Annotated in this window: 26 protein-coding genes; 23 read left to right on the top strand and 3 right to left on the bottom strand. The window is 65.3% G+C overall.

What is annotated here, in order from left to right:
* The first annotated feature begins 120 nt into the window (after window positions 1-120).
* From C167_RS0105720 to C167_RS0105730, 3 genes are read left to right on the top strand one after another with little or no spacing between them, the layout of a single operon-like run.
* Entirely contained in the window at window positions 121-1,143 is a 1,023-nt protein-coding gene (locus C167_RS0105720) for an aminoglycoside phosphotransferase family protein (protein ID WP_017517301.1), read from the top strand.
* Entirely contained in the window at window positions 1,140-1,814 is a 675-nt protein-coding gene (murU, locus tag C167_RS0105725) for an N-acetylmuramate alpha-1-phosphate uridylyltransferase MurU (RefSeq protein ID WP_017517302.1), read from the top strand. The genes C167_RS0105720 and murU overlap by 4 nt, the downstream gene beginning before the upstream one ends.
* Before the next feature lies 1 nt (window position 1,815).
* Window positions 1,816-2,580, top strand: a complete 765-nt coding sequence (locus tag C167_RS0105730) for a DnaJ domain-containing protein (protein WP_017517303.1) — start codon at window positions 1,816-1,818, stop codon at window positions 2,578-2,580.
* On the opposite strand, the gene C167_RS0105735 is transcribed toward C167_RS0105730, so the two are convergent.
* Window positions 2,581-3,630 (bottom strand): alpha/beta hydrolase family protein, encoded by a 1,050-nt coding sequence (locus C167_RS0105735; RefSeq protein ID WP_017517304.1) that lies wholly within the window; start codon window positions 3,628-3,630, stop codon window positions 2,581-2,583.
* 154 nt (window positions 3,631-3,784) lie between these two features.
* On the opposite strand from C167_RS0105735, the gene C167_RS0105740 reads away from it, so the two are divergent.
* From C167_RS0105740 to trpE, 10 genes are all read left to right on the top strand, one after another.
* Window positions 3,785-6,196: a PAS domain-containing sensor histidine kinase gene (locus C167_RS0105740; RefSeq protein ID WP_017517305.1), complete on the top strand. Its 2,412-nt coding sequence runs from the start codon at window positions 3,785-3,787 to the stop codon at window positions 6,194-6,196.
* 39 nt (window positions 6,197-6,235) lie between these two features.
* A complete protein-coding gene (locus C167_RS0105745) occupies window positions 6,236-6,871 on the top strand; it encodes a response regulator transcription factor (RefSeq protein ID WP_017517306.1) in 636 nt (211 codons plus the stop codon).
* Window positions 6,872-7,035: 164 nt separating this feature from the next.
* The gene (locus C167_RS0105750; RefSeq protein WP_026078830.1) at window positions 7,036-8,073 is read left to right on the top strand and encodes an ABC transporter substrate-binding protein; all 1,038 of its coding nucleotides are present in this window, start codon (window positions 7,036-7,038) and stop codon (window positions 8,071-8,073) included.
* Between the two features lie 179 nt (window positions 8,074-8,252).
* A complete protein-coding gene (locus C167_RS0105755; RefSeq protein ID WP_017517308.1) occupies window positions 8,253-9,362 on the top strand; it encodes an ABC transporter ATP-binding protein in 1,110 nt (369 codons plus the stop codon).
* A gap of 68 nt (window positions 9,363-9,430) precedes the next feature.
* Window positions 9,431-10,480, top strand: a complete 1,050-nt coding sequence (locus tag C167_RS0105760; RefSeq protein WP_017517309.1) for an ABC transporter substrate-binding protein — start codon at window positions 9,431-9,433, stop codon at window positions 10,478-10,480.
* Between the two features lie 131 nt (window positions 10,481-10,611).
* The gene (locus C167_RS0105765) at window positions 10,612-11,859 is read left to right on the top strand and encodes an ABC transporter permease (protein WP_017517310.1); all 1,248 of its coding nucleotides are present in this window, start codon (window positions 10,612-10,614) and stop codon (window positions 11,857-11,859) included.
* Between the two features lie 157 nt (window positions 11,860-12,016).
* Window positions 12,017-12,844, top strand: coding sequence for an ABC transporter permease (locus C167_RS0105770; protein WP_017517311.1), 828 nt, complete (start codon window positions 12,017-12,019; stop codon window positions 12,842-12,844).
* Between the two features lie 189 nt (window positions 12,845-13,033).
* Window positions 13,034-13,708, top strand: coding sequence for a ribulose-phosphate 3-epimerase (rpe, locus tag C167_RS0105775; protein WP_017517312.1), 675 nt, complete (start codon window positions 13,034-13,036; stop codon window positions 13,706-13,708).
* Complete coding sequence (locus tag C167_RS0105780) at window positions 13,708-14,526, top strand: phosphoglycolate phosphatase (RefSeq protein WP_017517313.1); 819 nt, start codon at window positions 13,708-13,710, stop codon at window positions 14,524-14,526. The genes rpe and C167_RS0105780 overlap by 1 nt, the downstream gene beginning before the upstream one ends.
* Before the next feature lie 116 nt (window positions 14,527-14,642).
* A complete protein-coding gene (gene trpE / locus C167_RS0105785; protein WP_017517314.1) occupies window positions 14,643-16,136 on the top strand; it encodes an anthranilate synthase component I in 1,494 nt (497 codons plus the stop codon).
* A 263-nt stretch (window positions 16,137-16,399) separates the two neighbouring features.
* Here the strand turns inward: trpE and C167_RS0105790 are convergent, their stop codons facing one another.
* Together C167_RS0105790 and C167_RS0105795 are read right to left on the bottom strand one after the other, a co-directional pair.
* On the bottom strand, window positions 16,400-16,726 hold the full coding sequence (locus tag C167_RS0105790; RefSeq protein WP_017517315.1) for a pyocin activator PrtN family protein: 327 nt from the start codon (window positions 16,724-16,726) through the stop codon (window positions 16,400-16,402).
* Window positions 16,727-16,846: 120 nt separating this feature from the next.
* On the bottom strand, window positions 16,847-17,617 hold the full coding sequence (locus C167_RS0105795) for an XRE family transcriptional regulator (RefSeq protein WP_017517316.1): 771 nt from the start codon (window positions 17,615-17,617) through the stop codon (window positions 16,847-16,849).
* A 384-nt stretch (window positions 17,618-18,001) separates the two neighbouring features.
* Between C167_RS0105795 and C167_RS0105800 the strand changes: the two genes are divergently transcribed.
* From C167_RS0105800 to C167_RS0105845, 10 genes are all read left to right on the top strand, one after another.
* On the top strand, window positions 18,002-18,211 hold the full coding sequence (locus C167_RS0105800) for a TraR/DksA C4-type zinc finger protein (protein WP_017517317.1): 210 nt from the start codon (window positions 18,002-18,004) through the stop codon (window positions 18,209-18,211).
* Window positions 18,212-18,230: 19 nt separating this feature from the next.
* Window positions 18,231-18,590: a hypothetical protein gene (locus C167_RS0105805; protein ID WP_017517318.1), complete on the top strand. Its 360-nt coding sequence runs from the start codon at window positions 18,231-18,233 to the stop codon at window positions 18,588-18,590.
* Window positions 18,591-18,673: 83 nt separating this feature from the next.
* Entirely contained in the window at window positions 18,674-19,147 is a 474-nt protein-coding gene (locus C167_RS0105810; protein ID WP_017517319.1) for a GNAT family N-acetyltransferase, read from the top strand.
* A 316-nt stretch (window positions 19,148-19,463) separates the two neighbouring features.
* Window positions 19,464-19,808, top strand: coding sequence for a phage holin family protein (locus tag C167_RS0105815; protein WP_017517320.1), 345 nt, complete (start codon window positions 19,464-19,466; stop codon window positions 19,806-19,808).
* Between the two features lie 17 nt (window positions 19,809-19,825).
* Window positions 19,826-20,356: a hypothetical protein gene (locus C167_RS0105820; protein WP_017517321.1), complete on the top strand. Its 531-nt coding sequence runs from the start codon at window positions 19,826-19,828 to the stop codon at window positions 20,354-20,356.
* On the top strand, window positions 20,353-20,916 hold the full coding sequence (locus C167_RS0105825; RefSeq protein WP_017517322.1) for a phage baseplate assembly protein V: 564 nt from the start codon (window positions 20,353-20,355) through the stop codon (window positions 20,914-20,916). Before C167_RS0105820 ends, C167_RS0105825 begins: the two co-directional genes overlap by 4 nt.
* Before the next feature lie 110 nt (window positions 20,917-21,026).
* A complete protein-coding gene (locus tag C167_RS0105830; RefSeq protein WP_017517323.1) occupies window positions 21,027-21,353 on the top strand; it encodes a GPW/gp25 family protein in 327 nt (108 codons plus the stop codon).
* Window positions 21,350-22,240: a baseplate assembly protein gene (locus C167_RS0105835; RefSeq protein ID WP_017517324.1), complete on the top strand. Its 891-nt coding sequence runs from the start codon at window positions 21,350-21,352 to the stop codon at window positions 22,238-22,240. Before C167_RS0105830 ends, C167_RS0105835 begins: the two co-directional genes overlap by 4 nt.
* Window positions 22,233-22,847, top strand: a complete 615-nt coding sequence (locus C167_RS0105840) for a phage tail protein I (protein WP_017517325.1) — start codon at window positions 22,233-22,235, stop codon at window positions 22,845-22,847. Before C167_RS0105835 ends, C167_RS0105840 begins: the two co-directional genes overlap by 8 nt.
* Window positions 22,838-24,763, top strand: coding sequence for a phage tail protein (locus C167_RS0105845; protein ID WP_017517326.1), 1,926 nt, complete (start codon window positions 22,838-22,840; stop codon window positions 24,761-24,763). Before C167_RS0105840 ends, C167_RS0105845 begins: the two co-directional genes overlap by 10 nt.
* The last annotated feature ends 95 nt before the right edge of the window (window positions 24,764-24,858 follow it).

The following is a 24,858-nucleotide window of genomic DNA, read 5'->3' on the forward strand; positions in this document are numbered from 1 at the left end:
CCGGGCTTCCTGCGAGCCATCGGCCCAAAGCGGACCGCACGCCTCTCGATGGGCTCAAAAAGATGCTGGATAATAAAGCATGACCCGCGCAACGGCTAGGGCCGTGGAGAACCCATAAAGATGTCACAGGATGCCCGCTACCAGCAGATGATCGGCTGGTTGGACTTGAGTTTGCCCGCAGTGTTCACCGCCCAGGGCTGGGGCCCGGTGCCCGAGGCCAGCTTCACTGCGGCCAGCAGCGATGCCAGTTTCCGCCGGTATTTCCGCTGGCAGGGGGAAGGCCGCAGCCTGATCGTGATGGACGCCCCGCCCCCCCAGGAGAACGTCCGACCCTTCATCAAGGTCGCCGGCCTGCTGGCCGAGGCCGGTGTGCATGTGCCGACGATTCTCGCCCAGGACGTGGAGCAGGGCTTCCTGCTGCTCGATGATCTGGGGCGCCAGACCTACCTGGATGTGCTCACTGCGCAGAACGCCGAGGAGCTGTTCGAGGATGCCCTCGACGCCCTGGTGGCCTTCCAGCGGGTCGATGTCGCCGAGCGCTTGCCGGCCTACGACGAGGCCCTGCTGCGCCGCGAGCTGCAACTGTTCCCCGACTGGTACCTGCAGCGCCACCTCGGCGTGACCCTCGAAGGCGAGCAACTCGCCCGCTGGGAGCGCACCTGCGACCTGCTGGTGCAAAGCGCCCTGGAGCAGCCACGCGTGTTCGTGCACCGCGACTACATGCCGCGCAACCTGATGCTCAGCGAGCCGAACCCCGGCATCCTGGATTTCCAGGATGCGGTCTACGGCCCGGTGACCTACGACGTGACCTGCCTCTATAAGGATGCCTTCCTCAGTTGGCCGGAGCCGCGCGTGCACGACGGCCTCTCGCGCTACTGGCGCAAGGCCCAGGCGGCTGGTATTCCCCTGCCGGACAGTTTCGAGTCCTTCCTGCGCGCCAGCGACCTGATGGGCGCCCAGCGCCACCTGAAGGTGATCGGCATCTTCGCGCGCATCTGCCACCGCGACGGCAAGCCGCGCTACCTGGGCGACGTGCCGCGTTTCTTCCGCTACCTGGAAAGCGTGATCGCACGCCGTCCGGAGCTTGCCGACCTCGCCGCATTGCTGGCGGACCTCCCCAAAGACGAGACACACCCCGCATGAAGGCCATGATCCTCGCCGCGGGCAAGGGCGAACGCCTGCGCCCGCTCACCCTGCATACGCCCAAGCCGCTGGTGCGCGCCGGCGGCGTGCCGTTGATCGAGTATCAGCTGCGGGCGCTGCGTTGCGCGGGATTCGACCAGGTGGTGATCAACCATGCCTGGCTCGGCCAGCAGATCGAGGATCACCTGGGCGATGGCTCGGCCTTCGGCGTGAGCATCCGTTACTCGCCCGAGGGCGAACCGCTGGAAACCGGCGGCGGCATCTTCCGGGCGCTGCCGCTGCTGGGCAGCGAGGCCTTCGTCGTCGCCAACGGCGACATCTGGACCGACTTCGACTATGCCAGCCTGCACAGCGCGCTGGGCGATGACGATCTGGCGCACCTGGTGCTGGTGGATAACCCCGGCCACCACACTCGCGGCGATTTCCGTCTGAGTGGAGGCCGCGTCAGTGATTACCGCGAGGGCCAGCCGAGCCTGACCTACAGCGGTATCGCCATCCTGCGCCCCGAACTGTTCAAGGATTGTGCGCCCGGCGCCTTCAAGCTGGCGCCACTGCTGCGCCAGGCGATGGAAGCCGGCCGTGTGAGCGGCGTCCATCACCGTGGACGCTGGATCGACGTGGGCACCCACGAGCGTCTGGCCGAAGTCGAACGCCAACTGGCGGAGGGCTGAGGTGTTCTGGCCAGGCACCTTGGTGGGCGTCATCGCCGGCTGGGCGCTGGCGAGTATTCCTGGGGCGATGCTCGGTGCGCTGCTGGGCCAGGTGCTCGACCGGCGCCTGAAGAAGCGCACCTGGCGCGGGCTCTTCGAACAGTTGCGTGGCGGGCCGCAGATCAGCGATCAGGAGCTGCTTTTCCTGTTGCTCGGTCGCCTGGCCAAGAGCCGCGGCCGCGTGGTCGATGCGCACATCCAGCAGGCGCGGGCCGAGATGCAGCGCCTGCAACTGGATGACAAGGCCCGTCGCCAGGCGATCGATGCCTTCGGTCGCGGCAAGCTGGGCGGCGACTTGCTGGACGTTGGCCTGCGCCAGCGCCACGGCCGGCAGGCCACTGCGGAGGGTCTGATCCAGGCCTGCTGGCGTATGGCCTGGGCGGGCGGCACGCCGAACGCTGCGCAGAAGAACCTGCTGCTGCAGTGGGGTGAATCGCTGGGGCTTTCCCGCTCCAGGGTCCTCGCGTTGTCGGCGGGCGCCGAGCCACCCAGGCCGCCGCCCACGCCGCGCGAATCCTATACCGGCGCGCTGCGGCTGCTGGGAGTGACGCCGGAGAGCGAGCCGGAGGAGATCAAGCGTGCCTACCGCAAGCTGATCAGCCAGAACCACCCGGACAAGCTCGAAGGCATGGGGGCAAGCCCCGAGCGCATCGCTGCGGCGACCCAGAAAACCCGCGAGATCCAGGCTGCCTATCTGCTGGTGCGCCAGCGTCGCGGCTTCCGCTGATCAGGGCTGCTCGTTCGGCTCCAGGTGCATCGATAGCCAGCCGCGAATGCGCCGGTAGAGTTGGTCCTGCTCGGTGCCCAGGTCAGCGGGCAGGGCGTTCATGCCGATCTGCACGTAGTTCGGTGCCTTCTGCCGCTTGCTCGCCTGCAGACGCAGCTTGGCGGCTGCCACGTCTGGCGCCTTGTCCTTGTAATAGAAATCGCCGGTGGCGAGATTCAGCAGCGGCACGGTCTCGTCCAGTGACGGTTTGAAGTCGCGCGGCATCTCCGGCGCCACCAACAGCAGGTTCCTGATCTCGGCCGGCGCACGTTCACCCAGGTAGCGGGTTGCCCAGTAGGCGCCGGTGCCGTGACCGAGCAGCACGATGGTCTTGGGCTTGTGCTGCTGGGCCAGTTCGACGGCCGCCTGGATGCGCGCCAGTACGCGCTCGGCATGGGCCTTGCGCAGTTCCACCGGATCGGTGGGCGGCGGCGGAGCTTCGGGGCTGGCCTGGGCCGGCTCGGCGCTGCCGGTTTCGGCGGTGCTTTCCGGTGTTGGAGTCGCGCTGCCTTCACCGCCCTTCACTTCGGGTTTGCTGGTGCTGTCGGTGGCCGTGGCATCGGTGTCGGCGCTGGCCTTGTCCGGCGACTCCCTCTGGCGCGGCATGGGTGCGGTGCTTTGCGGATCGGGCAGGGTGACGGCCAGGGTCTGCCAGCCGGCGTCGGGCAACTTGCGCCGCAGCGGGCCGATCGCCACGGGCCAGTCGGCGCTTTCGCCATCGCCCGGAATCAGGATCACTGCACCCTCTGCATCGGCGGCGTTGGCCGGCAGCCAGAGGGCGAGGAAGGTTTCGTCGCCGGCCTTGAGTTCCTGGCGCTCGCTTTCGGGCAGTTGGCGCACCAGGCCGCGGGCTTCGTCCTGGCTACGCTCGGTCACTGCGGGGCGCACGGCTGCCGCTGCAGCAGGCTTTTCTTCAGCGGCTGCCTTGCTGTCTTCGCCGCTGGCGGCCAGCGGCGAAAGGCCCAGCGAGATACAGAGGGCTAGAAGTGTCGGGCGAAGCGAGTGTGGCATCGATGGTATCCCTGTCACGGCGGGCGCGGGTGCGGCCAGCCTAGCGGCTTGTCCTAGCTTTGTCAGGCGCATGGCTGCCGGGTTCAACCGGGCTTGCTGTAAGGTATGCCGGCCATTTGCTTTGACGTGATCGAATACCCGGGGTGCTGTGGGCATGAGTCGTCTGTTCTGGAAAGCCTGTCTTATCTGGCTGAGTTGCCTGCCGCTGCTGGCGGTGGCGGAACCCCCCGCGCCGCCGCTGACGCTGGACGACGCGCAGCGCGCATGGCTCGCTGAACACCCGCGGCTGCGCGTCGGCGCCGTGCTCGAAGCTCCCTACGTGCAGCAGGACCGCCGCCTGCAGCAGCTCTCCGGAGCCAACGTCGAACTGTTGGAATGGCTGGCCAAGGCGCTGGGCGTCGATCTGCAATGGCGTACCTATCCTGACCAGGCAATGCTGGAGAAAGCGGTGCGTGCCGGGGAAATCGATCTCGCCCCCGGCATCAGCCAGACGCCTTCGACCCTGCGCGACTGGCTGTTCTCCGACCCCTATCTGCGCGTGCCGCGTCTGGTCGTGGGCGATCGCGGCATGGGGACTTCGGTGGAGCTGGACGCCCTGCGCGACGGGGAATCCGTATCCGTGCGCGGGCCCGGGCCGGTGGTGGATTACCTGCGGGGGACCTATTCGGGGCTGACCCTGCAAGTCGTCGATAGCGACCGAGAAGTACTGCGCAAGGTGCTCGGCCGCGAAGCCAGCTTCGCGGTGATCGACGAGGCGCAACTGGCGCGGCTGACCCGCGAAGCCGAATTCACCGGGCTCTCGGTGGTCGCCGATATCGGCTACCCGCAATTGCTGCGCGTGGCGACGCGGCGCGGCCTGCCGGAGCTGGCCGGGATCATCGATGCCGCCCTGCGCGCGGTGCCGGCCAAGGACCTCGACCGACTCCACGAACGCTGGCTGCAACCGCTCTACCCGCGCCTGGGTTCTTCGCCCGGCTTCTGGCAGAACCTGTGCATCCTGCTCGGCCTGCTGTTGCTGTTCGCGCTAGCCGCATTGCTCTGGCTGCGCCGCCAGCACCGCGCGCTGGAATCGCGCCTGCTCGCGGCACGCCGCGATATCGAATTGCGCCAGGCCGCGGAGCAGGCGTTGCGCCTGACCCAGTTCGCCATCGACAGCAGCACCGTCGGCATCCTCTGGGTCAACTGGGACAGCCATGTGCGCTACGCCAACCGCGCCGCCGAGGAGATGCTCGGCTACCCGCCGGGTGCGGTGGTGGACCTGCCGCTGTCGGCCTTCGAGCCGACGCTGGACATGGACCGCTGGCTCAATCTCTGGCGCCGTGCACGCAATGCCGACGAGGCGCCGCTGAGCTTCGAGACCCGCTGCCTGCGTGCAGACGGCCAGTGGCTGCCGGCGGACGTTTCGCTGAGCTTCCTGCGTTTTGGCGATTCGGAGTACCTGCTGGTGTTCCTCAACGACGTCACCGAGCGCCGCCGCGCCCGCGCCGCGCTGGAGGAAAGCGAGGCGCGCCTGCAGGGCATCGCCGCCAACGTGCCGGGGCTGGTATTCCGCCTGGAGCCCAACGCGCCGGACGACGACTCCGATTTCGCCTACATCAGCTTCATCACCGGCGGCAGCGAAACCTCGCTGGGCTACTCGCCGGGCTACCTGCGCGAGAGTGGCCTGGGCATCATGGGGCTGGTGCATCCGTCCGAGCGCGAAGGCTACCTGGCGAGCCAGCTCGAAGCGGTGGAGGGCCGACGCAACTGGCTGTGGCAGGGGCGCATCCTCACCCGCAGCCACGAGCCGCGCTGGGTCGACATCAAGGCGACGGTGCGCACCCTCGACGACGGTCGTCCGGCCTGGGATGGGGTAGTCTGGGACATCACCGAACACAAGCAGATCGAACTGGAACTGCAGGATTCCCGCGCGCAGCTGCGCGAGCTGTCGGCGCACCTGGAGAGCGTGCGGGAGGAGGAGAAGGCGCGCATCGCCCGCGAAGTGCACGATGAATTGGGCCAGGTGCTCACCGTGCTCAAGCTGGAAACCTCCATGTGCGAACTGGCCTACGCCGAGCTCGACAGCGGTCTGCGCGAGCGCCTGGACAACATGAAGCGCTTGATCGCCCAGTTGTTCCAACTGGTGCGCGACGTGGCCACCGCGCTGCGCCCGCCCATCCTCGATGCCGGCATCGGCTCGGCGGTGGAATGGCAGGCACGTCGGTTCGAAGCGCGCACGCAGATTCCCTGCCTGGCGCAGGTGCCGGAGAACCCGCCGGAACTGTCGGATGCCAAGGCCATCGGGCTGTTCCGCATCCTCCAGGAGGCGCTGACCAATGTCATGCGCCATGCCCAGGCGCATACTGTGGAATTGCAGCTGAGCGTCGAAGGGCGCGAGCTGTGCCTGCGCATCGCCGATGACGGCGTGGGCTTCGACCCGAACGCCACGCGCCAGGGAGCGTCCTTCGGCCTGGTAGGCATGCGCGAGCGGGTGCTGATGTTCGGTGGCACCCTGCAGATCGACAGCCAGCCCGGGGAGGGCACCACGCTGTGGATTCGGGTGCCTCTGCGCTCGGCAGTGGCGTAAACAGGCGACAACCATAACGACAAGAATGAAACGGGAGGAATGGCGGTGATTCGAGTGCTGGTGGCGGAAGACCATACGATCGTGCGCGAGGGCATCAAGCAACTGATCGGCATGGCCAAGGACCTGCAGGTGGTGGGTGAGGCCACCAACGGCGAGCAGTTGCTCGAAACCCTGCGCCAGACGCCCTGTGAAGTGGTCCTGCTGGATATCTCCATGCCCGGCGTCAACGGCCTGGAAGCCATCCCGCGGATTCGCGCGCTGAATAGTCCGCCGGCGATCCTCATGCTGTCCATGCACGATGAAGTGCAGATGGTCGCCCGCGCGCTGAAGGTCGGCGCCGCCGGCTACGCCACCAAAGACAGCGATCCGGCACTGCTGCTCACGGCGATCCGCAAGGTGGCCAGTGGTGGTCGCTACATCGATCCCGATCTCGCCGACCGCATGGTCTTCGAAGTCGGTCTCACCGATTCCCGTCCGCCCCATGCGCTGCTTTCGGAGCGCGAGTTCTCGGTGTTCGAGCGCCTGGTGCAGGGCGAGGGCGTCAACGAAATCGCCCAGCAACTGGCGGTCAGCAGCAAGACCATCAGCACACACAAGGCGCGGCTGATGCAGAAACTCAACGCCAACTCGGTGGCGGACCTGGTGCGTTACGCCATGGAGCACAAGCTCGTCTGAGCGTCCCGCGCAGCCGCTTTGACCTGCGGCAGATCGATCGCTGAATTTTCCCTCCACTCTGTGCGACGTGTCCGATTTCTGTAACGAACCGTCTATCTAGCGGGCGTGAGGCAGGGAATGATTGCCGGCTTCATGCAGTACGTCGTGATAACAAGGAGAAGAAGATGTTGCGAGCGGTAAGGGGAGGGCTGCTGTTCGGCCTGCTGGGGAGCGCTGCGATGCCGGCGCTGGCGGACTACGTCACGGTGATTTCCTTCGGTGGCGCCAACAAGGAAGCCCAGGAGGCGGCCTTCTACAAACCGTTCAAGGAAGTGACCGGCAACGCCGTCGTCCACGGCTCCTACAACGGCGACCTGGCCAAGCTCAAGCGCATGGTGGAGATCAGCCATGTGTCCTGGGACGTGGTGGAAGTCGAGGCCCCCGAACTCGCGCGCGGCTGCGAGGAAGGGCTGTTCATGAAGCTCGATCCCAAGACCCTGGGCAACACCGCCGATTTCGTTCCCGGCGCGGTGCAGCCATGCGGTGTCGGCATCTTCGTCTGGACCACGTTGCTGGCGTACAACCAGAGCAAGCTGCAGGGTACGCCCAGCAGTTGGGCGGATTTCTGGGACACGAAGAAATTCCCCGGCAAGCGCGGCCTGCGCTGGGGCGCCAAGTACAGCCTGGAATTCGCCCTGATGGCCGACGGCGTCGCGCCCAAGGATGTCTACAAGGTGCTCGCCACCGACGAGGGTGTCGATCGCGCCTTCCGCAAGCTCGATGAGCTCAAGCCGAACATCAACTGGTGGAAGTCCGGCCAGGACCCGGTGCGTGACCTTGCCGACGGTACCGTGGTGATGAGCTCTGCCTACAACGGCCGGATCGCCGCCGCGCAGGCTGAGCAGAAGGGCTTCCGCATGGTCTGGGCCGGCGGTATCTACGACTTCGACTTCTGGGCGCTGCCCTCGGGCGTGTTCAAGAAGGAGCTGGCTGAGCAGTTCGTCAACTTCGCCGGCCAGCCGCAGCAGCAGAAGGCTTTTGCCGAAAACATTTCCTACGGTCCGACCAACCGCAAGGCCGTGGAATTGCTGGCGCCGGACGTGGCCGCCAACCTGCCCACCGCGCCGCAGAACATCGCCCATGCCGTGGGCATGGACGTAGCCTTCTGGACCGAGCATGGCGATGCGCTGGAGAAGCGCTTCCAGGCCTGGGCCAAGCGCTGATCGAGGGACTGCCGGCCACAAGCTGGTCGGCAGTCTGTTTCGCTATTTTTTGTAGGGCGATCCCTACAAAGCATCCTCTCTAAGCCTTATAGCAATCTCTCATACCGCCCGATTTGCGTGCCGGTCGAGCTTCTCTAGGCTTGATTCAACGGCATTTACAAAAAAACAAAGGTGCGGTGATGGCCGAGAATCAGGCAAACGATGTACTGGTGAGTTTCCGTGGCGTGCAGAAGAGCTACGACGGCGAATCCCTCATCGTGAAGGACCTCAATCTGGACATTCGCAAAGGCGAATTCCTGACGCTGCTGGGGCCTTCGGGTTCCGGCAAGACCACCAGCCTGATGATGCTGGCCGGTTTCGAAACGCCGACCGCCGGTGAAATCCAGCTCGCCGGGCGCGCCATCAACAACGTGCCCCCGCACAAGCGCGACATCGGCATGGTGTTCCAGAACTATGCGCTGTTCCCGCACATGACGGTGGCCGAGAACCTGGCCTTCCCGCTCTCCGTGCGCGGCATGAGCAAGACTGATGTCAGCGAGCGCGTGAAGCGCGCACTGTCGATGGTTCAGCTCGACACCTTCGCCGGCCGTTATCCCGCCCAGCTCTCCGGTGGCCAGCAGCAACGTGTGGCCCTGGCCCGCGCGCTGGTCTTCGAGCCGCAACTGGTGCTGATGGACGAACCCCTGGGTGCGCTGGATAAACAGCTGCGTGAACACATGCAGATGGAGATCAAGCACATTCACCAGCGCCTGGGCGTGACCGTGGTCTACGTGACCCACGACCAGGGCGAAGCCCTGACCATGTCCGACCGCGTGGCGGTGTTCCACCAGGGCGAGATCCAGCAGATCGCCCCGCCGGCAGAGCTCTACGAGCACCCGCGCAACTCCTTCGTCGCCAACTTCATTGGCGAGAACAACCGCATCGCCGGCCAGCTCCAGGCCCGCGATGGCGACCGCTGCACCGTGGGCCTGGCCCGTGGCGAGAAGGTCGAGGCGCTGGCGATCAACGTCGGCAACGTCGGCGACACCGTCAGCCTGTCGATACGCCCCGAGCGCGTGCGCCTGAACGGCCACAGCGAAAACTGCGTGAACCGCTTCTCCGGCCGCGTCGCCGAGTTCATCTACCTGGGTGACCACGTGCGCATTCGCCTGGAGGTCTGCGGCCGTACCGATTTCTTCGTCAAACAGCCGATCGCCGAGCTCGATCCTGCGCTCAGTGTTGGCGACGTGGTTCCGCTGGGCTGGGAAGTCGAGCACGTCCGCGCGCTCGACCCACTGTCCGCGGCGTAACAGCGCGGCCCGGCCACTCCCGGACGCATCCAAGAAAAACAAACCTGCACACTGTGGAGACAACAATAATGTCGAAGTCCTTGAAAGCATCGGGGCTCAAACTCGCAGCGCTGACCCTGGGCGTGGCCTTCGCGGCCCAGTCCATGGCCGCCACCGACCTGACCGTGGTGTCTTTCGGCGGCGCCAACAAGAACGCCCAGGTCAAGGCGTTCTACGGCCCCTACGAGAAGAGCACTGGCAACAAGATCGTCGCTGGCGAATACAACGGTGAAATGGCCAAGGTGAAGGCCATGGTCGACACCAACAGCGTCTCCTGGGACCTGGTGGAAGTCGAGTCGCCGGAACTTGCCCGCGGCTGTGACGAAGGCCTGTTCGAAACCATCGACCCGGCCATCCTCGGCAAGGCCGAAGACTACGTGCCGGGCGCCGTGACCAACTGCGGCGTCGGCTTCTTCGTCTGGTCCACCGTGCTGGCCTACAACGCCGACAAGCTCAAGACCGCTCCGACCAGCTGGGCCGACTTCTGGGACACCCAGAAATTCCCGGGCAAGCGCGGCCTGCGCAAGGGCGCCAAGTACACCCTGGAATTCGCCCTGATGGCCGACGGCGTTGCGCCCAAGGACGTCTACAAGGTGCTGGCGACCAAGGAAGGCCAGGACCGCGCCTTCAAGAAACTCGACCAGATCAAGCCGAACATCCAGTGGTGGGAAGCCGGCGCCCAGCCGCCGCAGTACCTCGCTTCCGGTGATGTGGTCATGAGCTCCGCCTACAACGGCCGCATCGCCGCCGTGCAGAAAGAGAGCAACCTGAAGATCGTCTGGAACGGCGGCATCTACGACTTCGACGCCTGGGCCATCCCCAAGGGCGCCAAGAAGGTCGACGAGAGCCTGAAGTTCATTGCCTTCTCGGTTCAGCCCGAGCAGCAGAAGACCTACTCCGAGAACATCGCCTACGGCCCGGTCAACAAGAACGCCGTACCGCTGCTGAGCAAGGACCTGCTCAAGGACATGCCGACCACCCCGGAAAACATGCAGGGCCAGGTCGGTATGGACGTGACCTTCTGGGCTGACTACGGCGAGCAACTGGAGCAGCGCTTCAACGCCTGGGCTGCCAAGTAAGACGCAGCAGTGCCAAACCGTCGCGGCCACCCGGACCGCGACGGACCGGGACCGCCGCTCCCTCTGGCGGCGGTGCCTCCTGACACCACACCTTGGCCGCTTTCGGGCGGCCTGTTTTACCGGAGTTCGCTATGGCCACCGCTGTGTCTCTGAACGAGGTCGCCGGCCCCACCCTCAAGCAGCGCCTGGCGCGCGCGGAGCGGATGAACCGTCTGAAGTCCCAGGCGCTGGTGCTGCCCCTGCTGGTCTTCCTGCTGCTGACCTTCCTGGTGCCCATCGCGGCGCTGCTTTACAAGAGCGTGAACAACCCCGAGGTCGTCGGCGCGCTGCCGCTGACCGTCAACGCCATTTCCGAATGGGACGGCAAGTCGCTGCCCTCGGACGAGGTGTACAAGGCACTGAGCGATGACCTGGTCGCCGCGCGCAAGAACCAGACCATCGGTGACCTCTCCAAGCGCCTGAACATGGAGCTGGCCGGCTACCGCAGCCTGCTGTCCAAGACCGCCCGCGCGCTGCCGTTCAAGGAGCAGCCGGCGTCGTACAAGGACGCCATGGAAGCCCTCGACGAGCGCTGGGGCGACCCGGCCTACTGGCAGGCAATCCGTCGCAACGCCAGCTCCGTCACCCCCTATTACCTGCTGGCGGCGCTCGATCACCGCATCGACGACCTGGGCGAAATCGCCCGTGCCACGCCGGACCAGTCGATCTACCTGGACATCTTCGCCCGCACCTTCTGGATGGGCGCGGTGATCACCCTGATCTGCCTGGCGCTGGCCTACCCGCTGGCCTACCTGCTGGCGATCCTGCCGACCCGCAAGTCCAACCTGCTGATGATCATGGTGCTGCTGCCGTTCTGGACCTCGATCCTGGTACGTGTCGCCGCGTGGATCGTGCTGTTGCAGTCGGGTGGCCTGATCAACGGCGCGCTGCTGAAGATGGGCCTGATCGACCAGCCGCTGCAGTTGGTGTTCAACCGCACTGGCGTGTACGTTTCCATGGTCCACATCATGCTGCCGTTCATGATCCTGCCGATCTACAGCGTGATGAAGGGCATCTCCCCCAGCTACATGCGCGCCGCGATTTCGCTGGGCTGCCATCCGTTCGCCAGCTTCTGGAAGGTGTACTTCCCGCAGACCGTCGCCGGCGTCGGCGCCGGTTGCCTGCTGGTGTTCATCCTGTCGATCGGCTACTACATCACCCCGGCGCTGCTGGGCAGCCCGAACGACCAGATGGTCAGCTACTTCGTCGCCTTCTACACCAACACCACCATCAACTGGGGCATGGCCACGGCCCTGGGCGGCCTGCTGCTGTTCGCCACCCTGGTGCTCTACGTGATCTATGGCTGGCTGGTGGGCGCGAGCCGCCTGCGTCTGGGCTGATAGAGCCTGTTCAAGACCTCGCCGAACGCAGCTCAGGCAAGGCGAGGACAGGCGAGAAAGCGCAGTTTACGCGCGGTAAATGAGCATTTTGAGCCTGTTCTCAACGCCGCATGAGCAAGTGCAGGCAGGTATGAACAGGCTCTGAGGAGATAAGAAGATGCTGAGTCCTTACATGTCCCCGGTCGAGCGCGTGTGGTTCTACACCCTGCGCATCCTCTGCGGTCTGATCCTGCTGTTCCTGGTGCTGCCGGTACTGGTCATCGTGCCGCTGTCGTTCAACTCCGGCACCTTCCTGGTCTACCCGCTGCAGGGCTTCTCTCTGCGCTGGTACGCCGACTTCTTCAACTCCGCCGAGTGGATGCGCGCGCTGACCAACAGCATCATTGTCGCCCCGGCGGCCACCGTGCTGGCGATGGTGTTCGGCACCCTGGCGTCGATCGGCCTGACCCGCGGCGAGTTCCGCGGCAAGGCGCTGATCATGAGCCTGGTGATCTCGCCGATGGTGGTGCCGGTGGTGATCATCGGCGTGGCCAGCTACCTGTTCTTCGCGCCGCTGGGCCTGGGCAACAGCTACATCTCGCTGATCATCGTCCACGCGGTGCTGGGCGTGCCCTTCGTCATCATCACCGTGTCGGCGACGCTGCAGGGCTTCAATTACAACCTGGTGCGCGCCGCCGCTAGCCTGGGTGCGCCGCCGGTGCTGACCTTCTTCAAGGTCACCCTGCCGCTGATCGCTCCGGGTGTGATCTCCGGGGCGCTGTTCGCCTTCGCCACCTCCTTCGACGAAGTGGTGGTGACCCTGTTCCTCGCCGGGCCCGAGCAGGCCACCCTGCCGCGCCAGATGTTCAGCGGCATCCGTGAGAATCTCAGCCCCACCATCGCCGCTGCGGCGACCCTGCTGATCGGCTTCTCCGTCGTGCTCCTGCTGACCCTCGAGTGGCTGCGCGGCCGCAGCGAGAAACTGCGCACCGCACCGACGTCCTGATTCACAGTGTTTCGCGGACGGTTGCGTCCCTGTGCTCACCCACGGGGGCGGGATCGGTCCGCGATTTTTTTTGCCTGCTTTCCCGCCTGATACTGCCCTTTTCGCTTCGACTATCGGCCCGATCCCCTTCGAGCCGTCCAAGCGGCTACAATGCGCGCCATCCGTGATTTCCGCCCACAGAGGTGCGCCATGCAACCCTACGCCATCGCTCCGTCGATCCTTTCCGCCGACTTTGCCCGCCTGGGCGAGGATGTGGACAAGGTGCTCGCTGCCGGTGCCGACATCGTCCACTTCGATGTGATGGACAACCACTACGTGCCGAACCTGACCATCGGCCCGATGGTCTGCACGGCCCTGCGCAAGTACGGCGTCAGCGCACCTATCGACGTGCACCTGATGGTTTCCCCGGTGGACCGCATCATCGGCGACTTCATCGAGGCCGGCGCCACCTACATCACCTTCCACCCGGAAGCCTCGCAGCACATCGACCGCTCCCTGCAACTGATCAAGGACGGCGGCTGCAAGGCCGGCCTGGTGTTCAACCCGGCCACCTCGCTGGACGCGCTGAAGTACGTGATGGACAAGATCGACATGGTCCTGCTGATGAGCGTGAACCCAGGCTTCGGCGGGCAGAAGTTCATCCCCGGCACCCTCGACAAGCTGCGCGAAGCCCGCGCGCTGATCGACGCTTCCGGCCGCGACATCCGCCTGGAGATCGACGGCGGGGTGAACGTGAAGAACATCCGCGAGATCGCCGAAGCGGGCGCCGACACCTTCGTCGCCGGCTCCGCCATCTTCAATGCACCGGACTACGCCGAGGTCATCCGCGCCATGCACGCTGAGCTGGCGCAGGCGCGCACGTGATGAGCGCTGCACAACTGCCGTTCGCCGGGCTGCCGCGTCTGGTGATGTTCGATCTGGACGGCACCCTGGTGGATTCGGTCCCCGACCTGGCCGCCGCGGTGGACAAGATGCTGCTGGCGCTCGGTCGCCAGCCGGCCGGCCTGGACGCGGTGCGTCATTGGGTCGGCAACGGCGCGCGGGTGCTGGTGCGTCGCGCCCTGGCCAATGACATCGAGCACGATGGGATCAGCGAGGAAGACACCGAGCGCGCCCTCGAGCTGTTCATGGACTTCTACGCCGATAGCCATGCCCTCACCATGGTCTACCCCGGCGTGATCGAGACCCTGAAGTGGCTGAAGAAGCGCGGCGTGGAGCTGGCGCTGATCACCAACAAGCCCGAGCGCTTCGTCGGCCCGCTGCTGGACGAAATGAAGCTGGGCAAGTTCTTCCGCTGGATCATCGGCGGCGACACCTTGCCGCAGCAGAAGCCCGACCCGGCCGCGCTGCTGTTCGTAATGAAGATGGCCGGCGTGTCGGCGGAGCAGGCGCTGTTCGTTGGCGACTCGCGCAATGACATTCTCGCTGCCAAGGCCGCCGGCGTGCGCAGCGTAGGTCTGAGCTACGGCTACAACCATGGCCGCCCCATTGCCGAGGAGACCCCGACGCTGGTGCTCGACGATCTGCGCCATCTGCTGCCTTGCTTCGATTCGGGCAAAGCGATAGTGTTGCCCGACTCCGCCTCAACTCCCGCTCAGCGAGACAGCACCGTGGAAACGGCTCCCCACACACTCTGGATGAAGGTCATCAAGGCCCTGGCCCGCTGGCGCTGGCGCGCCTGACATCCTTTGGCCGGTACGCCCGGCGTGTGTGCACCCAAGTCCGTTTCCCCCTCAGAGCCTGTTAACTGCCGGCAGACCCGCACTGCGCGAAACAGGCTCCTCTTACGAGGCTGATCATGACCCGCGAAGAATTCCAGCGCCTGGCCGCCGAAGGCTACAACCGCATTCCGCTGACCTGCGAAACCCTTGCCGACTTCGACACCCCGCTGTCGATCTACCTGAAGCTGGCCGATGGCCCCAACACCTACCTGCTCGAATCCGTGCAGGGCGGCGAGAAGTGGGGGCGCTACTCGATCATCGGCCTGCACAGCCGCACCGTGCTGCGAGTGTACGGCCACCAGGCGAGCATCAAGGTCGACGACGTCGAGACCGAGAGCTTCGAATGCGCCGACCCGCTGGCCTTCGTCGAGGCGTTCAAGGAACGCTACCGCGTACCGACCATTGCCGGTCTGCCGCGCTTCAACGGCGGCCTGGTCGGCTACTTCGGCTACGACTGCGTGCGTTACGTCGAGCAGCGGCTGGCGCAGTGCCCGAACCCGGACCCGCTGAACAATCCTGACATCCTGCTGATGGTCTCCGATGCGGTCGTCGTGTTCGACAACCTCGCCGGCAAGATGCACGCGATCGTCCTCGCCGACCCTGCGCAGGCCGGTGCCTACGACAAGGGCCTGGCCCAGCTGGAAGAACTGCTGGAGCGCCTGCGCCAGCCGATCACCCCGCGTCGCGGCCTGGACTTCAGTGCCGTGAATGCCCCGGAGCCGCAGTTCCGCGCCAGCTTCACCCGCGAGGACTACGAGCGCGCCGTCGGTACCATCAAGGAATACATCCTGGCCGGCGACTGCATGCAGGTCGTACCGTCGCAGCGCATGTCCATTGACTTCAGTGCGGCGCCCATCGACCTGTACCGCGCGCTGCGCTGCTTCAACCCGACGCCCTACATGTACTTCTTCAACTTCGGCGACTTCCATGTTGTCGGCAGCTCGCCGGAAGTGCTGGTGCGCGTCGAGGACGGTGAAGTCACCGTGCGCCCCATCGCCGGCACCCGCCCGCGTGGCACGACCGAAGAGGCCGACCGCGCGCTGGAAGAGGACCTGCTCTCCGACGCCAAGGAAATCGCCGAGCACCTGATGCTCATCGACCTGGGACGCAACGATGTCGGCCGCGTCTCGCAGACCGGCAGCGTGAAGGTCACTGAGCAGATGGTGATCGAGCGCTACTCCAACGTCATGCACATCGTTTCCAACGTCAACGGCCAGCTCAAGCCCGAGCTTTCGGCGATGGACGCGCTGCGCGCCATCCTGCCAGCCGGCACCCTGTCCGGCGCGCCGAAGATTCGCGCGATGGAAATCATCGATGAACTGGAACCGGTCAAGCGCGGCGTCTACGGCGGCGCCGTGGGTTACCTCGCCTGGAACGGCAACATGGACACCGCCATCGCCATCCGCACCGCGGTGATCAAGAACGGCGAACTCCACGTCCAGGCCGGCGGCGGCATCGTCGCCGACTCGGTGCCGGCGGCAGAATGGGAAGAGACCATCAACAAGCGCCGCGCGATGTTCCGTGCCGTGGCGCTGGCGGAGCACACCGCCAAGGTGCACGGCAAGGGTTGAGTCGCTGACTCGATAGGAAAGCCCCGCTTCGGCGGGGCTTTTTGTTGGGGCCCTGCGCTAATCAACAGGTTCAGGTGGACAGAAGAGTTTTCGCTGGCAGTGTAAGGCTCTCTCTCGCTTCAGGGAGAGGGCTGGGGAGGGGGTGCTAGGCCCAACTCGGGTACTCGGGTTGACGCCATTCCCCCTCCCTCACCCTCCCCCTGAAGGGAGAGGGGACCGTCCGGTGCGGGAGCTGGCTCTGGTGTCTGCCGGCGGCTCTATGGTTACCCCGCCTGCCGCGCCTCCACCACCTGCAGGCTTGCCCTGCGCCGGGCCAGCGCGGCGTCCGCCTGCTGCGAGCGCTCCTCCACATAGGCGGCCAGGTGGTCCACTGCCACGTATTGCATCGCCTTGTGGCTGTCGTCCAGCGTGGTGACCGGCAGGGCGATGCGCCCGCAGGACAGTGCCTTGCTGAAATTCTCCCGGTTCAGGTTGCGGAACCAGCGTTCGCGCACCTGCTCCAGCGGCACCAGGACATCCCCGAAAATCTGATAGACCAGGCTCACCGTCTCCGGGCGGGGGGCGGGGCGGACATCTGCGGTCGACTGCATGGGACTCTCCTGTTCCGATGGTGGTGGCGACAAGAGAAATATAGCAAAGGTTGTATTTGTCTTCAATCAGCACGCAGGAAAAACCCCGCCTGAGCGGGGCTTTCCTGCTGCGAACGGGGTTCAGCGAACCAGGGTCGGTGCGCGACGGTGGCGCACGGTGGACCACCAGAACACCCAGCCGATCATGCGGATCTGCCCGCTATCGAACTGCTCCGGCGGGTACTCCTCGTCAGGGTACTCGTCGCGGTTGAAGCTGCGCAGGCGGATGCCGCCGCCGGGCAGGCGATAGACGAACTTCACCCGCAGCATGCCCTCATGTTCCAGGGCGTAGATCTCGCCGTCGGTGATGTGCGTGGTGGCGGTGTCGATGCCGATCGTGGAGCCATCCATGATCAGCGGCTCCATGCTGTTGCCGGTGAGTTGGGCGCAGATCGCCGCGGCTGGATCGACCCCCGCCGCTCGCAGCGTGGCGTAGGAGAAACGCAGCTTGCGCCCCTCTATCTCGCGCACTGCGGTGCGGCCGGCGCCGGCCGCCAGTTCCACTTCCTTGTACAGGCGTAGTTCCACTTCGTCCTCGTCCAGCGGCGTATCGCTATCCCATGGGTGCAGCGGTTCCAGCCGCAACGGGCTGCCATCGGCGGGCGCCGCGGTCGGCGTGTCGACGCCTTGCATCGGTGCACCTTCGCCGGTGGCCAGCCAGGTCGGCGAGACGCCCAGGGCGCTGGCGATCTCGATCAGCTTGCGCGTGCTCTGCGCCTTGCCCGAGGTCAGCTTGTGGATGGTGTTCTGCGAAACGCCGGCGGCTTCGGCCAGGGTTTCCTGCTTGAGGTTGCGCGAGGCCATCGCCTGTTTCAGGCGCTCTGCCAGCGTCGATGAGGGTGAGTTTTCCATGGCGGCACTCTACCTCCTGGGTTGTAGCGTGTAAATAGCTTTGGTATTGACTAAATATAGCTATGGTTGTAATCATAACAGCCAGCAGCCACCGGAGAGACGAAAACCGGTTCGGCTGACGGGAAGCGAACGGCTTCCCCCTCACTGCGGCAGGGAAGCCGTGGTTTGCCTGCGCAGCAGGCTGGAGGACGCGGGTGGGCCAGGGAGGCGCTGCCCGCGTACCGGCAAGGGATGCCGTCCGATGAGTCGGTGTCCGCGACGAATAGATCGCGACTGACCACCCAGGCGGCCGAAGGCTCGGCGACCACGGAGGGTACGTCGCCAGGAGGACCTTCATGAATCAACCACCCAAACACACAGGCACCGGTATTGCGGAGGTGCGCCATGGCTGACATCGCCGACTACGCCAATGACCTGATGCTGGAGCGCATCGAGGACATGCTGCACAGCCGCCGCTCCTCGGCGGCCATCAGCTCCGCCGAGTACTGCGAGGATTGCGGCGACGCCATCCCGCCGGCGCGCCGCCTGGCCGCGCCGGGTTGCACCCGCTGCATCGACTGCCAGGCAATCGACGAACTGGAGCGGCGGCACTGAGCCGCCAGGGAGACACGCCGTGATCAAACCCATCGACGAAATGCTCAAGCTCTGGGCCGAAGAGATGCACAACCCGGGCAGTGCAGGCGGCGGTTATGCCGGCGGTAACCTGCTGGCGATGATGATGGCCAACAAGGGCGAGATGATTCGTGGCACACGGGGTAGCAAGGTGATCCTCGACCGCGTCGCGGAACTGGACCTGATCATCAACCACCTGCCTGACGAGCAGAAGGACGTGATCACCGAGCACTACCTCAATCGCGACAGCGAGGCTTCGCAGAAGTACCGGCACTGCCGCTGCAGCCGCAATACCTTCTACCTGCGCCTGCATGTGGCGCACCAGAGCATCCAGTCGCGGCTGATGCGCCGCGCCGCCTGACCTTTTCCTTTCTTTCCCCGAAGCCCGGCCTTGCGCCGGGCTTCGTGCTTCCCATGGGGTGCGTTGCGCTATGCTCGCGTCCCATGACGACACCTATCCTCATTCGCCGCGCCGAACCCGCCGACACCGATGCCATCCTGCGCATCCTCGGCGACACCTACGAAGCCACCTGGAAGCCCGAGCTGACCCCCGAGGCCATTGCGCGCTTCGAGTCCTCCGCGCATACCGCCGCTTACGTGCGCGAGCGCCTGCCGTTCTTCCAGGTCGCCTGCATCGCTGGCGACGTGGTCGGCCTGCTCGACTGGCGCAACGACTTCATCGATGCCCTGCACGTGTCCCCGTGCCATCAACGCCTGGGAGTCGGTGCCGCATTGCTGCGTCATGCCGAAACCGCCATCGCCGATGCCGGGCATGCAGGCGTGCGCCTGGAGACCGACACCTTCAACCAGCAGGCGCGTGCCTTCTATGGCAAGCACGGTTATGCGGAGGTCGATTTCTACCCTGATGAGGAATGGCACAGCGGCTTCACTACTGTGCTGATGAGCAAGGATCTCTGAAGTTTCCGACGCTGGGTTGCGGCGTTTCGACGGCACATTGCGGTGTGTCATCTGCGTATTGCAGCGCATTCCCCGAGAAGCCTTGTCCCGGCGGGAATCGAGGGGTACAAAGTAGTCATTCTTGTAAAGGTGCGTCCCCAGGGAGCACAACGCGAAACCCCGAAAAGCCCGGCCACTGAGCCGGGCTTTTTCATGCCCGCGTTTTTTCGACCCGCCGTCGCGGCGGGTGGCCGGCGAGTGCGCCGGCAGTCATCCCCGGCTGGCTGATAGCCACCGGTTTCGCCCGTTCGCGGGCGTCTTTATCCAAGGTGAGCCAATGGGCAACGAACCTCAGACCCTGGCCGACGTGCCTTTGTGGGGGCTGATCCTGCTCGCGGTCGCGGGCGGCATCAGCGGTGAAATGTGGCGCGCCGACAAGGCGGGCCTGTGTGGTTGGCGATTGCTGCGCCGGCTGGCGCTGCGTTCTGGCGCCTCGATTGTCTGTGGCATGGCGGTGATGTTCCTGGCCATGGCCTGCGGTGCTTCGCTGACCCTTGCCGCCGCCATCGGCAGCCTGACCGCAGCGGCCGGCGCGGAGATCGCCGTCGGACTTTATGAGCGCTGGGCGGCGAAGCGCCTGGGTGTGTGCGAACTGCCGCCGAGCGAGCGCGGACAAGAGTGATGCTTCAAGGAGACGACATGTCCGAACAACCTTTGACCCTGGCGCTACTGCTCGACACGGTGGAGCAGGCGCTAGCCACGCGCTTGACTGAGATCGGCGCGTTTCTGCGCGGCCCACTCAAGCAAGTGCCGGCGACACTTCCTGCGCTGGCGCTCGAGTACGCCGGCCTGCTGCCCGGCCGTGATCCGGGCAATGGGCAGACCGCACTGATCTGCCGGCTCCAGGCGCGCATTCTGGTAACCAAGGATGACGCGCAAGCCGAGGCCCTCGCGCTGCGCAGCGTCGCCTCGCTGGCTGTGCTTTTGCGCGCCCAGAACTGGGGGCTGGAACTGCAGCCGGTGAGTTTCGTCCAGGCCCAGCCGGACAGCGAGAATCCTGCGCTGGCGACGTGCCGGGTCTGGCTGGTCGAGTGGCAGCAACCGGTATTGCTCGGTGAAACGGAATGGCCCTGGGAAGACCAGCCGCCGGGGAGCCTCATGCTGGGCGTCGACCCGCAGACCGGCCCCGGCCACGAGGGCGACTACTTCGACCCGGGAGCCGTGCAATGAATCAGGATTACGTGAGTGCGGAACACGACCGCATGCTCGCCGCCCTGGTCATACCCTGTGAAGTGGTGGCCGTGGACCTGGCGGCGGCGCGAGTACGCGTGCGTTCCGGCGAATGGACCAGCGCCTGGGTGCGCTGGCACGCACAAGCGGCCGGTGCCGCGCGGCACTGGCGGGCGCCGAGCCTGGGCGAGCAGGGTGTGCTGCTCAGCCCGTCCGGAATGGCCGCCATGGGCACCTTCGTGCCGGGGCTGTTCGGCGCGGCCTCGGCACCACCGAACAATCGAGGCGAGGTAGAGAGCTGGCACTTTCCCGATGGCGCTGTACTGAGCTACGACTGGCAGGCGCATCGCTATGACCTGCAACTGCCCGCCGGCAGCGCGACGGTAAGGGTCGGTGGCACCCAGTTGGTGATCGACCCCGGCGCGGTGAACGTCACCGCCGCCAGCATCCAGCTGACCGGCCCGGTGACTATCAAGGGCGCGCTGACGGTGAACGGAAATATCAGCAGCACCGGTTCGATCATGGACACCGCCGGCAACAGCAACCACCACACCCATTGAAGTCGCTTCGACTTCCAACCCAGGCCCGCCTCGTGCGGGCCTCTGCATTTCTGGAGACCTGCCATGGGCAACTTTTCCCGTGCGCACCCTGAGCGACGGAGGGCGCGGCCATGATCGGTATGGATCGACGCAACGGCCAGCCGCTGAGCGCGCTGGCGCACCTGAAGCAATCCATCGAGGACATCCTCACTACCCCGTTGGGCAGTCGGCGCATGCGCCCCGAGTACGGCAGCCGTCTGCGGCGCATGGTAGACCTGCCGGTAACCGAAGGCTGGAAGGGCGCGGTGCAGGCTGAAGTAGCCCGTGCCATCGGCCGCTGGGAGCCGCGTCTGCGGCTGAGTTCGGTGCAGGTCGTGGCGGTGGTCGCGGGCAGCGTGTCGCTGCGCCTGCGCGGCGTCTACCTGGGCGACGAGATCGGCCTGGAGGTGGCGGCATGAGCTTGATCGACCTGTCCCAACTGCCCGCCCCCGAGGTCGTCGAGGTCCTCGACTACGAGACGCTCTACGAAGAACTACTGGCGGATTTCCGCAGCGCCATGGGCGAAGGCTGGACCGCAGCGCTGGAGTCCGATCCGGTGGTCAAGCTGTTGGAGCTGGCGGCCTATCGCGAACTGCTGCTGCGTGCGCGGATCAACGATGCCGCCCGTGCGGTGATGCTCGGTTATGCGACCCAGGGTGACCTGGACCAATTGGCCGCCGGCTACAACGTCAAGCGCCTGGTAATCCAGGAGGCCGACGCCACCACGTCGCCGCCGACCCCGGCCGTGCTCGAGGGGGACGACTCGCTGCGCAACCGCACGCAACTGGCCTTCGACCAGCTCTCGGTCGCCGGCCCGCGCAATGCGTACGTGGCCTTCGCGCTCGGCGCCGATGGACGTATCGCCGACGTTTCGGCGATCAGCCCGCAGCCGTGCGAGGCGCTGGTCAGTGTGTTGTCTTCCGAAGGCAATGGCGCTGCCTCCGCCGACCTGCTGGATGCGGTGCGCCGCGCGCTGAACGATGAGGACGTGCGCCCGGTGGGCGATCGCCTCACCGTGCAGTCTGCCGCCATCGTGCCCTATCAGGTCGACGCGGTGCTCTACATCTATCCGGGCCCGGAGGCCGAGTTGATCCAGCAGGCCGCCGAGGCGTCGCTGCAGACCTATATCGCCACGCAGCGCCGCATCGGCCGCGACATCCGCCGCAGCGCGCTGTTCGCCGCGCTGCATGTGGCAGGCGTGCAGCGTGTCGAGCTGGCCAAACCGGCTGCCGACGTAGTGCTCGACTCCACCCAGGCGGCGTACTGCAGCGGCTACCAGATCCGCGTGGGAGGTTCGGATGAGTAGCCGCCTGCTGCCGATCAACTCGACGCCGCTGGAGCGTGCCCTGGCCGACGTGCAGGTCGCCGATTTGCCGGTCCCCCTGCGTGAGCTGATGGACCCGCAACGCTGCCCGGTGGCCTTGCTGCCGTACCTCGCCTGGGCCTGGTCGGTGGACCGCTGGGACCCGGCCTGGAGCGAGACGGTCAAGCGCAAGGCGGTGGCCGCGGCGTTTCGCATCCACCAGCACAAGGGCACCATCGCCGCGCTGCGGCGGGTGATCGAGCCGCTGGGTTACCTGATCGAGATCATCGAGTGGTGGCAGGGCGCGCCCATGGGCGAGCCGGGCACCTTCCGCCTGCGCATCGGCGTGCTCGACAGTGGCATCAGCGAGGAAATGTACCAGGAGGTGGAGCGCCTGATCGACGACGCCAAACCGCTCACGCGGCACCTCATCGGGCTGGATATCAGCCTGGAATCCCAGGGGCGGATCACCGTCGGCTCCGGGCAATACGACGGCGACATCGTCACCGTCTACCCCTACCTCCCGGACGTGATCGAAGCGATCGGCAGCCACGGCTTGCCGGGCCGGGAACACACCATCGATAGCTTGAGTGTCTACCCATGGCAGTAACCTACTACGCACTTCTCACCACGATCGGTGCCGGCAAGCTGGCGAACGCCACCGCGCTGGGCACCACCCTGAAAATCACCCAGCTCGCGGTGGGCGATGGTGGCGGCAACGTGCCGACCCCCGACGCCAGCCGCACCCAGCTGGTCAACGAAGTCCGCCGCGCGCCGCTGAACCGCCTGAGCGTCGACCCGGCGAACAGCGCGCAGATCATCGCCGAACAGGTCATCCCCGAGGACGTGGGCGGCTGGTGGATCCGCGAGATGGGCCTGTACGACGAAGCCGGCGCCCTGATCGCCTACGCCAACTGCGCACCGTCCTACAAACCGCAACTGGCCGAAGGCAGCGGCCGCACCCAGACCGTGCGCATCGTGCTGATCGTCAGCAATGCGGCTTCGGTGGAGCTGAAGATCGACCCGAGTGTTGTGTTGGCGACGCGGGAGTATGTGGATAACTCCATCGTCACGGCGCTGAACCGGCTGGACTACAAGCAGTCGGTGCGAGCAGCGACCACGGCAAGCGTCACCCTGAGCGGCCTGCAGACGGTGGATGGTGTGGCGCTGGCCCCGGGTGACCGTGTGCTGGTGAAGAACCAGACCAATGCTGTGGACAACGGGCTGTATGTCGTCGCTACCGGCGCCTGGAAACGTGCGACCGATGCCGACGAAAACAGTGAGGTGACGCCCGGCCTCACCGTGACGGTGGAAAGCGGCACCGCGCAGACGGACAGCGTGTGGCAGTTGGTGACCGATGGGGCGATTGTCCTGGGTACTACAGCGCTGACGTTCCAGAACATTACCAATGGATTGGCGAAGCTGGCGTCGCCGGCATTTTCCGGAACGCCAACTGCGCCCAACCCGGCGCAGGGGGATCTGTCCACTCGCCTGGCGACGACTTCCTATGTCCGCAACCTGGTGACGGGAAGCATGAGCAAGTCGGTGGCGGGTGGCATCGATGTGACTCTCACAGCAGACGAGGTCGGCTATGGGATGTTGACGTTCACGGGCGCGTTGACGGCCAACATCAATGTGATTGTGCCTAACGTGTACCGGCAATGGGTGGTGCATAACCGCACCACTGGTGCGTTCAGCCTGACGCTGAAGACTGCCGCCGGCACGGGGGTGGCTGTAAGCCAGGGGCGGCAGCGCATGCTGGTCTGCAATACCGTAGATGTGTATTCGCCTGAGTTTGACTATGTCAATACGCCTCTGCTGGGGAATCCTACTGCACCAACTCAACCGCTGTTTGACGTTTCTACTCGTGTTGCGACAACTGGTTTCGTCCAGCGCGCTTTGGGTAACCTCGCGAGTGGTCGATCGATTAGTTCAGGGGCGCAACTAACTCCAGCTGACTGTGGTTCGTGCATTGGCCTTGGCGGGCAAAATACTTACACAGTGACTCTCCCCGATGTTGCTGAAGTAGCGGTTGGTTCATCTATTTTAATGCACTGCCGCGCCTTAACTCCCATCACAGTCGCCAGCAAGAGTGGAAGCCAGATATCTCCTGACGGAAACATCGTTGGCAGCATTAAACTCTTGGGCGGGGAGAGTGCTCGATTTGTCTGTGAGAGCGGTGTGTGGGCGGTACATGGAACAGGGGCCCTGCGATACTCCGCTGGGATGCAAGCTTCGCTATCTGCTACTGGATATCAAAAATTGCCGAGCGGCGTGATTCTGCAGTGGGGAACTGTCACTACCGGTAGCAATGGTATCGGTTCGTTAGTTTTTCCAATGGCCTTTCCGACAACTTGTTGCAGTATTCAACTGACAGGCTGGACTGCGGGCGCTTCGGCTGCCGGAGCCGCATCGCTGGGTACATTCTCTAATACAGGAGCAACCGTCTACGGAATGATGGTTAGTCCAAGCGCGGGCACTGGGCCCATCGCTCTGGCTATGCACTGGTTCGCGGTCGGATTCTAATACTGCCGATCCATATACAGCTTTTACCCCTCTGCATCTAGCAGCTAGGGAATACCACCCAACCGCCTCCCGGCGGTTTTTTTATGTCTGGAGAA

The sequence above is a fragment of the Pseudomonas nitroreducens TX1 genome (assembly GCF_000313755.1).
Taxonomy (GTDB): Bacteria; Pseudomonadota; Gammaproteobacteria; order Pseudomonadales; family Pseudomonadaceae; genus Pseudomonas; species Pseudomonas nitroreducens_A.